General features: G+C 53.2%; 11 protein-coding genes. 3 read left to right on the top strand and 8 right to left on the bottom strand.

What is annotated here, in order from left to right:
- Position 1 precedes the first annotated feature (1 nt).
- From ACM1ZW_RS28455 to ACM1ZW_RS28470, 4 genes are all read right to left on the bottom strand, one after another.
- Positions 2-1000, bottom strand: a complete 999-nt coding sequence (locus ACM1ZW_RS28455) for a cytochrome d ubiquinol oxidase subunit II (protein WP_416739822.1) — start codon at positions 998-1000, stop codon at positions 2-4.
- The gene (locus ACM1ZW_RS28460; RefSeq protein ID WP_416739823.1) at positions 1000-2376 is read right to left on the bottom strand and encodes a cytochrome ubiquinol oxidase subunit I; all 1377 of its coding nucleotides are present in this window, start codon (positions 2374-2376) and stop codon (positions 1000-1002) included. The genes ACM1ZW_RS28455 and ACM1ZW_RS28460 overlap by 1 nt, the downstream gene beginning before the upstream one ends.
- A 205-nt stretch (positions 2377-2581) precedes the next feature.
- Complete coding sequence (locus tag ACM1ZW_RS28465) at positions 2582-3556, bottom strand: alpha/beta fold hydrolase (protein WP_416739824.1); 975 nt, start codon at positions 3554-3556, stop codon at positions 2582-2584.
- Positions 3557-3709: 153 nt separating this feature from the next.
- A complete protein-coding gene (locus tag ACM1ZW_RS28470; protein ID WP_416739825.1) occupies positions 3710-5068 on the bottom strand; it encodes an MATE family efflux transporter in 1359 nt (452 codons plus the stop codon).
- A gap of 270 nt (positions 5069-5338) precedes the next feature.
- Here ACM1ZW_RS28470 and ACM1ZW_RS28475 point away from each other — a divergent pair, with 270 nt between their 5' ends.
- Positions 5339-7795, top strand: a complete 2457-nt coding sequence (locus tag ACM1ZW_RS28475) for a hypothetical protein (protein WP_416739826.1) — start codon at positions 5339-5341, stop codon at positions 7793-7795.
- A 218-nt stretch (positions 7796-8013) separates the two neighbouring features.
- On the opposite strand, the gene ACM1ZW_RS28480 is transcribed toward ACM1ZW_RS28475, so the two are convergent.
- Together ACM1ZW_RS28480 and ACM1ZW_RS28485 are read right to left on the bottom strand one after the other, a co-directional pair.
- Complete coding sequence (locus ACM1ZW_RS28480) at positions 8014-8877, bottom strand: Kiwa anti-phage protein KwaB-like domain-containing protein (RefSeq protein ID WP_416739827.1); 864 nt, start codon at positions 8875-8877, stop codon at positions 8014-8016.
- Positions 8874-9407 carry a hypothetical protein gene (locus ACM1ZW_RS28485; protein WP_416739828.1) on the bottom strand — a complete coding sequence of 178 codons (534 nt, stop codon included), beginning with the start codon at positions 9405-9407 and terminating at the stop codon, positions 8874-8876. Before ACM1ZW_RS28485 ends, ACM1ZW_RS28480 begins: the two co-directional genes overlap by 4 nt.
- A 403-nt stretch (positions 9408-9810) precedes the next feature.
- Between ACM1ZW_RS28485 and ACM1ZW_RS28490 the strand changes: the two genes are divergently transcribed.
- Positions 9811-10083, top strand: coding sequence for a hypothetical protein (locus tag ACM1ZW_RS28490; protein WP_416739829.1), 273 nt, complete (start codon positions 9811-9813; stop codon positions 10081-10083).
- Positions 10084-10179: 96 nt separating this feature from the next.
- Here the strand turns inward: ACM1ZW_RS28490 and ACM1ZW_RS28495 are convergent, their stop codons facing one another.
- Positions 10180-11118: a GIY-YIG nuclease family protein gene (locus ACM1ZW_RS28495; protein WP_416739830.1), complete on the bottom strand. Its 939-nt coding sequence runs from the start codon at positions 11116-11118 to the stop codon at positions 10180-10182.
- Between the two features lie 48 nt (positions 11119-11166).
- A complete protein-coding gene (locus ACM1ZW_RS28500; RefSeq protein ID WP_416740855.1) occupies positions 11167-11580 on the bottom strand; it encodes a winged helix-turn-helix transcriptional regulator in 414 nt (137 codons plus the stop codon).
- A gap of 99 nt (positions 11581-11679) precedes the next feature.
- On the opposite strand from ACM1ZW_RS28500, the gene ACM1ZW_RS28505 reads away from it, so the two are divergent.
- A complete protein-coding gene (locus ACM1ZW_RS28505) occupies positions 11680-12615 on the top strand; it encodes an aromatic alcohol reductase (protein ID WP_416739831.1) in 936 nt (311 codons plus the stop codon).
- Positions 12616-12624: the final 9 nt, after the last annotated feature.

The raw sequence follows: 12624 nt of genomic DNA on the forward strand, positions 1-12624 counted from the left end.
GTCAATCACGCACCGCACGCACCTTGCCGCTGAAGACGCGGAAGCCGTAGGTGTTGTAGATCAGCGTCACCGGTATCAGCACGGCAAAACCAATCAGCATGAATGTCTGACTGGTCGGGCTGGACGCCGCCGCTTGCAGGGTCAGGTGCGGCGGAACGATCAGCGGATAAAGCGCCACGATCATCAAGGCAAACGCCAACACGAAAACGCCCAATGCCGCGAACAGTGGCAACGCATGAAGGCGACTTCGAAAGCCCAGCACAAAGCCGGTCAGCAGCGCGACGAGCAACGTCACCGCCGGCATCCACACCCGCCAATCGGCCAGCCGTTGCGCATAACGAGTGTCCAGCGTCGCGGTCCAGGCCACCAACACGATCAACAACAGCACGGTGGCCCAGGCCAGCGCCTTCGCTTGAAAAGCCGAGCGCCGCTGGAGTTCGTCTTCAGTGCGCCAGTAAAGCCAACAAGCCCCCAACCACGTGTAGCCCACCACAAGCACGGCGCCACAAAACAGCGGAAACATATCCCGCCATTCCGAGCCGTCACCGCTGTACTGCCCGCCCTGTTCAGGTATGCCTTGAACCAGCGTGCCCAGCACCACCCCCTGGGTTGCACCAGCCAGCACCGAACCGCACATCAGCAAGCCATCGACCGCACGCTTGATGGCGGCATTGGGCGCGTAGTCGCGAAACTCCAACGCCACCACTCGCAGGATCAACGCCAAAAACATCAGGATAAACGGCAGATAAAGCGCCGGCAGCAGGATGGCGTAAGCCAGCGGAAACAGCGCCAGCAGACCGCCACCCCCGAGCACCAGCCACGTTTCGTTGGCGTCCCAGATCGGCAGGATCGTCACCGCCATGGTGCGGCGTTGCCGGCTGCATCGCGTAACGCCCATCAGCACACCGACGCCGAGGTCCGTGCCATCGAGCAGCACATAGTTCATGACCGAGAACGCCAGGGCCGCCGCCGACAGCAGTGTGATCCAGTCAGTGTCCATCAGGGTTCACCCGTCTCGTCCGCCAACGTCGGCTGCGGCCCGGGCTCGTCCTTATGCGGTGGCTCGCGCAGTAGGCGAAGCAGCACCCACAGCCCGATGCCGAAGATCAGCAGGTAAAACATCAGAATCAACCAGGTCGAGCCGACCACCTGCTGGCGAGACACCGACGACACACTGTCCGCCGTGCGCAGCAATCCATACACGGTAAAGGGTTGCCGTCCCACCTCGGTCACGACCCAGCCACTGAGCATCGCGAGCGAACCCGCCGGGGCCATCAGCACGCACACCCGCAGCATCCAGCGCGCTGCGTACAACCGGCCGCGCCAGCGCAACACCAGACTGGTCAGCCCCTGCCCCAGCATCAACAGACCCAGGCCGACCATCAAGCGAAACGCGAAAAACACCGCCGGCACCGGCGGGATGTCCTCAGCCGGGAACTCGTCCAGCGCGGCGATGGTGCCGCTCAGGTCGTGGGTCAGGTACAGCGAACCGATGCGCGGAATCGCCACCTCCCAATGATTGCGCCGCTGCGCCATGTCCGGAATCGCAAACAAGCGCAGCGGTTCGCCCGCGCCCTCCGGCGGTCGCGTCCACGAACCTTCGATGGCCGCCACCTTCTGTGGCTGCACCTTGAGGCTGTGCTGACCATGCAGGTCACCCACCACGATTTGCAGGGGCGTCAGCACGACAATCGTCCACAGCGCCATGGACAATTGCAGACGCGCGCGCGGGTTGTGCGGCGCCTTCAACAGTTGCCAGGCGCCGGCACCCGCCACCAGGGTCGCCGTGCCGAGCAACGCGGCCAGCGTCATGTGCGCCAGCCGATAAGGAAACGACGGATTGAAAATGATCGCCCACCAGTTCTCGGCCATGAAACGGCCATCGGCGCCAATGGCGTAACCGGCGGGTGTCTGCATCCAGGAATTGGCCGACAGGATCCAGAACGCGCTGATCAACGAGCCAATGGCCACCGCGCAGGTGGCGAAAAAATGCAGACGAGGGCCGACCTTTTTCAGGCCGAACAGCATGATGCCGAGGAAGCCCGCCTCCAGAAAAAACGCCGCCAGCACTTCGTAGAACATCAACGGGCCGAGGATATCGCCGGCCTGAACCGAGAGCCGCGACCAGTTGAGCCCGAACTGGTACTCCAGAATCAGCCCCGACGCCGTGCCCACCGCCACGTTGAGGGCGAATATTTTCAGCCAGTAACGGTAAACGTCCAGATAGCGTTGTTGGCCACGCCACAGCCAAAGCGCTTCAAGCACCATCAGAAAATTGGCCAGGCCGATGGTGAGCGCGGCCAGCACAATATGGAAACTGATGGTGAGCGCAAACTGCATGCGTGCGGCCATCAGCGCCGACTCACCCGCGTCCATACGGGTCCTGATGCTCGCGCACGTTGATGGAAATGCGGCAATGGCTAGGCATGACGACTGTCCGAAGGTGGCCTTACTGGTTGACCCCTTCGCTACGGGTTCATTCCGTGAGAGTGCAGCGTCACGCCTGTCGGTTTGCATCACCCTCGATTGCCAGGCTGAAGGAGGCCCACGACCAGCCCACCCTCTTACCCGAAACCCTGCTTTATTTTCCTGTTGTCTTCACGTGCCTGCCGAGGAAATCCCCCACCAATCGCGCAATGTCATCAGGCTTCTCATCCAGCGCAAAATGCCCCGCCTCCAGCACATGAATCTCGGCGTTGGGCAAATCCCGGCGATAAGCCTCCGCTTCCGCCACCTCGAACGACGGATCGAACTTGCCCCACACCACCAGCGTCGGCGGTTGATGCTCGCGCAGCCACGCTTGCCACTTCGGATAGCTGGCGACGTTGTTGCGGTAGTCATAGAACAGGTCGCTCTGGATATCTGCCTGCCCCGGCTGGTTGAGGAAATTGAATTCGTCGGTCCACAGGTCCGGGTTGAACACCTCGATCTGCGGGTTGGCGCCGACATGCCGTTGTCGGGTCGTCGCCAACGAGAAAAAGCTCGCTCTCAACCCCGCCTCGTTGGCAGCCCGGTTGGCCCAGAATTCACGACGCTTTTGCCACAGCGGCCCCAGGCCCGCCTCATGGGACACCGCATTCTGCACAATCAGCGCCTGCACGCGTTCGGGGTGGGCGAGCATCATCCGCATGCCAACGGGGCCGCCGTAGTCCTGCACATACAGCGAGTAATGATTCAGGCCGAGGGCTTCGGTGAAATGCTCCATCACACTGGCCAGATGATCGAACGTGTAGGCAAACGCCTTGGCCTCCGGCGCATCGCTATGGCCGAACCCCGGATAGTCCGGCGCCACCAGATGATAGTGCTGCGCCAACCGCGCCAACAGCGGGTCATACATGCGTGAAGAACTGGGAAAACCGTGCAGCAGCAGCAAGGTGGGCGCATCCACACGACCGGCTTCACGATAGAAAATGCTAAGGCCATCGACCTTGACACTGCGGTAGGCCACCGCCAACTGATCCGAGGAATAACCTGCCGGTTCGGCGGCTTGGGAAGTATTGACCAGTGACAGACCCAACGTGCAACCAAGGGCCAACGCAGACAGCAATTTATTCATCGGGGGCTCCGACTGAAGGGTGGAAAGGAGGTATGGGCAAACCTTGCCACCTCGATGTATCCCCCACGTATCGGTTTTGTAATGGCCTGTATCTCTCGCGGCCAATCTTACTTAGCGATACGTCTTCGTGCGCAGCCGTCCCCGGAACAGCGCCTACACCAACCGCTCAATCTTCTGATGCTTCCACACCAGCTTGTAATACAGCGTCTGCAACACCAGCATCCCCAGATACGCCACCGGAAACGCCATCCACACCCCCTGCAACCCGAACTGCCCGTCCAGCGCATACGCCACCGGCAACTGCACGCCCACCACACACACAATCGAAATCGCCATCGGCACCAACACCGTGCTGCTGGCGCGCATGATCCCGCCGATGATCGCCTGGAAGCCAAACAACAGCAGGCTCCAGAGCATGATGTGCAACAGATGCTCAGCCTTCGCCCGCGTCGAATCGTCCGTCAGAAACAGCCCCAGCAACCAGTGCGACAACAGGTAACCCAACAGCACCAAGCCACCGGTCAGGCACACGTTAATCAACAACCCGGTACGCAAAATCGGCCCGATCCGCTCCACCCGCGCCGCCCCAATCGCCTGCGCCCCAAGAATCGACGCGGTGATCGCAATCGACAACGCCGGAAACTGCACATAATTGACGATCTGCGTTACCGCCCCATACGCCGCCGTCGCCTGCGAACCGTGCTGATTCACCAGCGCCAGAATCACCAGCTCCGACACCGACAACACCACCATCTGCAACCCGGTCGGCAAGCCGATGCGCAACACCTTGCCGAGAATCACCCGATCCAGCCGCATTGCCGCAAACATCTCCCGATCCGGCGCCAACGGATGCCCCTTGCTGATCAACCGCCACGCCAGCCACCCCATCGCCGACAGGTTACCCACCAACCCCGCATACGCCGCACTCTGAATCCCCAACATCGGCAAGCCGAACCAACCGCGAATCAACGCCGGCGTCAGCGCCAACCCGATACAGGTCGACACCACCAACGCAATCAGCGGCGACACCGTATCGCTCACCCCGCGCAGCAGTTGGGTGAACAGCACGTAGACCAGCAGCGACGGCATGATCCACATCATCACGTGGGCGTAGGACACGGCGTCGTCGAGTACGTCGGCCGGGGTGCCCAAACCCTGCAAGGCTGACCTCGCGAACACGCTGCCCAGCACCGCCGCCGTCAGACCGATGATTGCGCCCAACAGCAAGGTAGTGGCAGCGATGGTTTTCACCAGATGCGGCTCCCGTGCGCCCCAGGCTTGGCCAATGAGCACCCCCGCCCCCGCGCCGAGGCCGATGACCAGGGCGATGAAGAAGAACACGATGGGGAACATGCCGGAAACGGCGGCCAGGGCTTGGGTGCCGAGCATTTGGCCGATGTAGATGCTGTTGACGGTGCCCGACATGGATTGGAGGAAATTGGAGAGGACCATGGGGGCGAGGAAAAGGAGGTAGGTTTTCCAGAGGGGGTGTTGGGTGGTGGGGGTTTGCATTGGGTGGAGGTCCGTCTCGGGGTGGGGGCTCGAGCTCTGAAAATTCTACGCTAGGGAGCTAGGTACCACGATCCAATTTCGCAGATTTGGTTAGCATGAGTAATGTCCGCTTTCGGCTGTAGATCCAACCGATCGATGGCAACACGCAGCTGCGCCTACAAGGTTAGAAGCGATTTAAGTTGATATAGATTTAGTGATGAATGGACATCCTAGAGGAACACAAGGAATATGGCACATCCAGCCCAACCCTTTTCTTAAAAGGAATTAGTTGTGATCACCATGCACACGGCGCGTACCAATCTAGAAAATCTAATCACCGAAGAGCGCGTTAAGCAGGTATCTCCAGATAGGAATGAGGCGGAGACCAGATTTCATATCATCGACTACATTATCGAGCATTGCCTAGATTGGAGTCGATCAGAAATCGAGGTGGAGCGTCATGAACGAGGGAAATTCACAGACTATGAGTTGGGATCACCCCGAATTGCAATTCTCGAAGCTAAGCGCGAAGGCATCGTATTTGAGATTCCTGCTGGAACAAATAAACTTAAAGTTGACATGCCATCGCTTTGTGCTATGAGCCCAGAGGCGAAGGAAGCTATCGTTCAAGCTCAAGAGTACTGCGGAAAACGAGGAGTACCGATCGGCATCGTATCCAATGGACACCAATTCATAGCATTCTTAGCGTCAAGGCAAGATGGTATATCCGTCTTAGATGCTGATGCGGTTCTTTTTAAAAGCCTAGATCATCTGTTAGAAAATTTCTCAGTCGCCTGGCAGCTTTTATCAAAAGAAGGTCTTAAAGAAAAAAACATTGTTAGGTATCTTTCCACAGGGGAAAACGTAATCCCTCACAAACTTTCCGCCAGACTTGTTGACTTCCCAAAGATTAGGTATGCGAGCGACATACAAGCCACGCTAAAGCAACTATCAGAACTATTAATACAAGACGTTCTGGAGACACAAGAGGTTGAAGCCCTATTCTTCAAGGAGTGTTATTGCGAAAGCGGTGCCTTATCAAAATATGCACTTCTCAGCAGAAATATTTTGGACGCACGCTATGCATCGATGTTCAGTACATCAGAACCACACCCGCATACTGCTTCAGTCAAAAACAAAAAGAAAGATACATTTGCATCCGACGTCATTGCAGAAGCGCTTTCCAGGCGACCAATTGTTCTAATCGGAGACGTAGGTGTAGGCAAAACTTCCTTCGTTAAAAACCTGGTTTACAACAGTGCCCATGAAGAATTTAAGAACTCATTATATATCTATATAGACCTTGGTTCAAAAGGTGCACTTACATCAGATCTTAAAACATTTGTATTGGAAGAAATAGAGCGCCAACTATTCTCTAACTACGACGTTGATCTTCACGAAGACGGCTTCGTTAGAGGTGTTTATCACCAAGAGATTTCACGCTTTGCTAATAGTGTATGGGGAAAAGCATACAAAGATGATCCTACAAAGTACGAGGAAGCACTTCTAACTGATCTGTCCAAAAAAATCGGAAGTAACGACCAGCACTTGAAAGCTTCAATTTTGCATATTTCCAAAGCAAGAAAAAAGCAAATAATAATTTTTCTAGACAATGCAGATCAGCGAGACTTTTTGATTCAGCAAGATGCTTTTATCATATCCCAAGAACTTGCCAATAGTTGGGCAGCAACGGTATTTATTGCAGTACGACCTCAAACCTTTTACAAATCCAAGCGCTCAGGAGCTTTAACCGCCTACCCTCATAAGATATTCACAATATCACCTCCCAGAGTAGATGTAGTAATCGATAAGCGACTTAAGTTCGCTCTTGATATGGCAGAAGGACAGATACCACTAGAGACTTTAGATTTTGTGCGAGTTAATGCCAGAAGCCTAGCATACTTTCTAAAAGCCTTAATAGTTTCGTTAGATCAAAGCGAGGCACTTCAGGAATTTCTAGTAAATATAACCGGGGGAAACATTCGAGCCGTTATCGAGTTTGTTACTGGCTTCATTGGAAGCCCCAATGTAGATGCAGAGAAAATAATAAAACACATGGAGGATCAAGGCTCATATGTTGTGCCAATACATGAGTTCACAAAAAGCGCCTTGCTGGGTGATTTCTCTCACTACAATGCCGACACTTCGCTAGCAATGAACGTGTTTGACGTGTCATCACCAGACAGGAGGGAGCACTTCCTCATTCTCATCATGCTATCTTTCTTAAATAATGACGGACCGCACAAAGACAGAGATGGATTCTGCGCAACCGGAAAACTAGTTAGCGAATTGCAAAACTTTGGATTTACTAACAATCAAGTTGAAGTGGCGTTAAGAAAGACCACAAATAAGAAATTGATCGAAACGTCTCAGAGACTCACATTCGAAGAAGACGAGAGTGGCCTAATAGGCGAAATGCCTTCAAGCTTCCGCATAACAAGTGTAGGAGCCTACCATCTTAAAAGATGGTGTGGGACTTTTACATATCTCGACGCAATGGTATTTGACACACCCATATTCGACAACGAGATTTTTAACTCCATGTTGCGAAAAGTTGAATCTTTGCGAATTGAAGACCGTTACGACAGATCGACCCTATTCAAAAGTTATCTTCTTCGTGTTTGGAGGGATTTTTCGTCGCCACCGACATACTTTAATTTCTCCGACTATGTACAACAGGAAAACTCAACATTTGAAAGAGTACGAACGGCTATTGTCAAAAATGGGGCTAAAGACTCTGGCTTTTGATTTTACTCAGATATAGCTGTGAGCGATGCGAAAAAACTCTTAAACAAACCTTGGATTCTTAAACTAGTGAAAAACGAGACATTTTTTTCGATCTATTTATACTTCGGGCTGTGACCACCGATAGTAAATATTGATACAAATAAATTGATCCCTTCTAGAACTTAAATCATAACTACCATACTGGAGAGCGCGCAAGCGCTCTCCAGCACATATCAAAACTAATCTGCAATTCTTTTTGAGTTAGAGATAAAATGAGTTCTTGATAGCGGGGACTCATAATAGTCCTCATCTAAGAACCGTAAAAGCCGTCGAAGCTCTGTACGATTTGTTGGAACCTGAATCCTTCCATCTTCGCTGAGATTTATAGCGAATTGAAATGTCGTAGCAACCGAGACAATTTCTTGAACTGTGAAGTTTTCCAAAACCGCAGACTGACTGATTAACGATATCTTCTTACGGACTTGCGGCCCTGCCAGCTCTAAAAAGCTTGCCACATCGCTCACTTCGAGCTTTTCATGCTCAGCAAAGCTCGCAACTTCTTCATTCGTAGCCTCTTTAAAGTACTCACTCAACTCAAAAACTCTGCGCGCGAAATGAAAGCTTTGAAACTTTAAAGTATCGCCCTCTATAACAGCCAAAATCTTTGTATCCAAAGACAGACCCGAATCTGTCATTTTCTGGAATTGATTACCTGCAAAGAACATCGCCAATCCACTACGAGCAATTAATCTTCGCCTTTCGAACAACTGTATAAGAATCTGGGGATTGTTCTGGAACACTCTCCCCATAAATAGCGCCTTCACAGAATCCAAACTATGAAACTCGGGATCATATTGATCAATAGCTAAAGGGTTAGCGACGGCATTTGACAAACCATCTACATCAACAAAATCATTAATTAAAAGTAATTCCCCCTCTTCAGGAACGTAGCGTCCATCGAAGGGAACAATTGTGTCTATACCTTCGAAAAAAGCATTTCCCTGACTTTCAAAAATTGCTGATATTTCATCTCTTAAATCTGCAGAGAGGGGAAACCTAATGATTCGAGATCCAGCAACATCAGTAAGAGCAAAAAGATTCATAACCTATCCCTTATGTCAGATTCTAATATTCCATATTCGGTTAGCTGAACAACTTTCTTTATACTAGTAACGTTATTTATTGTTCGCTTACTAATCAGCAAATACGTCACCCCCTCCTGAGTTTCCACCTCATAAAAATGAAAGCCCAACATACCTAAAACCGGGTTAACCTGCAGCGCATGAGTTGTCCATAGCACAAACACCAACATCAGAGATGCCAAAAGCCATGCGCCTACGTCGGCGTCAGCTTGACCTTTAAATATCAAAGGTAGCGCGTACGCAACAAAAAAACCCACAACTTCTTTGTCCGCGCTTTTTGCTTTCTTTATAACTATCGGCAACTGCTCAAATTTTGCAGAGGCTGAACTTATAATCCAACTTGAAATTATCCCGAGCAGGACACAGCCACATAGCGCCCATATTGCCATCAACCAATTATGGTCTCGAGTTGCGAAAACATATGCCAACGAAACTGACAACGGTGCTATCGCTGTGAGTGCTAGCACCACCCTAGTTGGTCTTCCTAACATTCCGTCTCCTTTGCATCTAGCTTCAATCATAGCTGAAGGAGCCCGTTCTGCCGCTGAGACGTATGCATTTACGTGAAAGCAAGGTGAACGGACAAAAAAATGAATTCAAAACTGTACATCCATACAGCATTTGAGGCTAATGCATTCGACGATTGGTAAAGTACTCGTAACACGCGTACGACCTACAAGCGTAAACGACGGCGACTAAGGTACGGCTAATTTTCAAAAATGCTGACTGCATGACACCATTCAAGCCTTTAGTATCCGTCCTACACAGATATCAGAATCGCCTGCCTATTTTCTCTTCAGCAGCAAAGCGTATAGTCCTTCCCGTCCCCCAAGGACCAGGTTTGGCGACCTGCAGATCGGGTCAGTTTTCATAAATCTGATTCGGAGTTCACCTATGGAAAGATACATGCCCCTCACCGGAATCGACCTGATCCCGGCCTCCCTGCTCATCGACACCGAAGCGCCACTCGACGTATTGCAAGCCGCTGCTGACTACCGAATTCGCGCAGTTACTCAGGTGCTGGAGAACATAGCCTTTCGCGCCGAGATCGGATGCGACACGGTGGTGTTGTCGGACTTCTCCAAGCTGCTGGCCATTCCGTTGCGCGACGGTTGTGACTTGATGGATGTGATCGGCCGACGATTGCGCGCCCAAGCAAAGGAATAAACAAAAACGGGCGCCTTGTAGGTGCCCGTTCCTCTGCGAGGTATAACGCGAGTCGGCCCCACCCTCGATGCGATTCGGTCGACTCAAAACTTACTGCTAATTGATATTGAGTCCGAACCGCCGTGTAAGCAGTTTCTCCTTCCACTCCCCTTCTCTGGCTATGATTTCTGTTTCTCCCGCAGCGGATGAAGACACCTCAAGTATTGCGACTTGAAAATCGTGATCTTCCAGCACCTTCAGCCCAATATTTCCGCCATGGCCGGTCGCAAAATAATCCTGCCAGCGGCCCCAAAAACCGTCCGAGCCGTACGCAGAGCCCACATAAAGTCGACCGGTTTTAAGGCACGTCAACGCATACACACCCCGAACCACTGATAGTGCAGTGCGCCAAGAGATAGGGATAGAACTCAGCTCTCGAACCGGCCAACGAAACGAGCCAAATCCCGGGAATGGAGGTTCGATCGCAACTCGACGCATTTCCAACACTTTTTTATCCTGGTTATCAGCTCGCTGCACCCAACTCCGCAAACCAGGTCCCCATTCAATCACCAGTCGTCCTATGTAATCGCAAAGACTTTCATCGGACTGCATGTCATACAGGTGCAATCCGCTGACATCTTCGCCACTCACTGGATCTTTCGTCTCCATCGGGACAGTGGATTGACCGACAACCCGATATAGCCCCACAAAAAGCGTTTCGTTAAGCGGAGTAGCGACAAACGCTGCCACCCAGTCAGCATTGCTAAAAACATCTCTTGATTGAATCGATTGGTATTCGTCAAATCGCCCATCACCCGCGACCCAGAGGTCGTAAGGTGTCTTACCGCGCGATGCGCGCTGATCCTGATGCCGTACAAGACGTACCCTTGATAAATCCAAACCTACGCTGTTCAAGAAAAAGTTGAATGTGACCACGCTAGATCTCTTTTTATGTGCGATTGGGGCCAATACGTATTGCTGACCAAACAGCTTTTTAGCGTATTCGGAATGCTCAGGCGACTCATCGCCAAATGATTCTCGCGGCGATAATTTCAACGACGTGCTTCTTACCCATTGTGCGTTTTCGCCAATAACTTTTTCTTTTTACGCCTCACCAGATCGGTTCTCACCATCAAACCTCCCCCGCGCAGCCCGAAAACCATCCGCATTCTCCAACAACCAACTCCACAACGGCACCATCCGCGCCAAAAAACTCCGCCCCAACGGCGTCAACTCATAATCAACCCTCGGCGGCACCTCGCCGTAATCAAAACGCACAATCAATCCATCACGCTCCAGTTGCCGCAAACTCCGAGTCAGCATGCGTTGCGTAACCCCCTCCAAGCGCCTTCCAATTTCAGCGTGACGCAATTTCCCCGCGCTCCCCAGGGTATGAACGATGCCCAGCGACCAGCGATTGCCCGCATGGGTCAACACTTCGCGCTTGAGTCCGTCGTCCTCGGCGCTGAGCGCATCGCACGCGGCTTGGGACTGGCGGATCACCTCTTCTTCACTCATTTCGTCATGCGGTATCACGCGTGTGCCTTCTTCTGAACGTTCGCCAAGGGTGACAGGATAGAAAAACAATCGTTGCCGATCATTCATTGGGAGTTGTCGATGCACCCGCTCAATCCTGCAATAACCGAAAACATTCTGGTACTCGGTGCCGGCGAGCTTGGCATGGCCGTCCTGCGAGAACTGGCTGCTCGGCCGGAGGCTCGCGTCACGGTGATGCTGCGGCCGTCGGCCATCGATAACACGCCCGCGCACAAACGCCAAACGCTCGAAGAACTGGACACGCTGGGTATCGAGGTGCTGCCGGGCGATGCGGCGAACGATTCCTTAGAGCAACTGGCCGCGCAGTTCAGCGGTTTCGATACGCTGATCAGTTGCCTCGGCTTCGTCGCCGGTAGCGGGACGCAAGTCAAACTCGCCCGTGCTGCGTTGCAGTCGGAGGTGAAGCGGTATGTGCCGTGGCAGTTCGGTGTGGATTACGACGTGATCGGCCGGGGCAGCCCGCAAGATCTGTTTGACGAGCAGCTGGATGTGCGCCAATTGCTGCGCGCTCAATCGCGGCTGCAATGGCTGATCATTTCGACCGGCATGTTTACCAGTTTCCTGTTCGAGCCCGCGTTCGGCGTGGTCGATCTGGCGCAGAACACCGTCCGCGCCCTGGGCAGTTGGAACACTGCCGTGACGGTCACCACGCCGGAGGACATTGGCCGGCTGACCGCCGTTATCCTGTTCGATCCAGAGCGGGTGAATCAGGTTGTCTACGTCACCGGTGACACCCTCACCTACGGGCAATTGGCCGACACTGTCGACCGCGTGCTGAACCGCACAGTCGAGCGTGTCGAATGGACAGTGCCCGCGCTCATGGCCGATCTGGCTGGCGCACCCGATGATCCGATGCGCAAGTACCGGGCGGTGTTTGCCGAGGGTAAAGGTGTCGCGTGGGCCAAGGCGCAGAGTTTCAACGGCGAACGGCAACTCGAAACCACCACCGTTGCACAGTGGATGGAGCGGCATTTGCCATCTCACCCTCGCCTTTGATCCGGCCTC

Origin of the sequence: Pseudomonas sp. NFX71 (genome assembly GCF_048079215.1) — a bacterium.
Lineage (GTDB): Bacteria > Pseudomonadota > Gammaproteobacteria > Pseudomonadales > Pseudomonadaceae > Aquipseudomonas > Aquipseudomonas fluorescens_B.

Excerpts from the sequence above, each read along its gene's own strand:
- ACM1ZW_RS28455 (WP_416739822.1), bottom strand. The coding sequence starts at position 1,000 with ATGGACACTGACTGGATCACACTGCTGTCGGCGGCGGCCCTGGCGTTC.
- ACM1ZW_RS28460 (WP_416739823.1), bottom strand. The coding sequence starts at position 2,376 with ATGGACGCGGGTGAGTCGGCGCTGATGGCCGCACGCATGCAGTTTGCG.
- ACM1ZW_RS28465 (WP_416739824.1), bottom strand. The coding sequence starts at position 3,556 with ATGAATAAATTGCTGTCTGCGTTGGCCCTTGGTTGCACGTTGGGTCTG.
- ACM1ZW_RS28470 (WP_416739825.1), bottom strand. The coding sequence starts at position 5,068 with ATGCAAACCCCCACCACCCAACACCCCCTCTGGAAAACCTACCTCCTT.
- ACM1ZW_RS28480 (WP_416739827.1), bottom strand. The coding sequence starts at position 8,877 with ATGAATCTTTTTGCTCTTACTGATGTTGCTGGATCTCGAATCATTAGG.
- ACM1ZW_RS28485 (WP_416739828.1), bottom strand. The coding sequence starts at position 9,407 with ATGTTAGGAAGACCAACTAGGGTGGTGCTAGCACTCACAGCGATAGCA.
- ACM1ZW_RS28490 (WP_416739829.1), top strand. The coding sequence starts at position 9,811 with ATGGAAAGATACATGCCCCTCACCGGAATCGACCTGATCCCGGCCTCC.
- ACM1ZW_RS28500 (WP_416740855.1), bottom strand. The coding sequence starts at position 11,580 with ATGAGTGAAGAAGAGGTGATCCGCCAGTCCCAAGCCGCGTGCGATGCG.
- ACM1ZW_RS28505 (WP_416739831.1), top strand. The coding sequence starts at position 11,680 with ATGCACCCGCTCAATCCTGCAATAACCGAAAACATTCTGGTACTCGGT.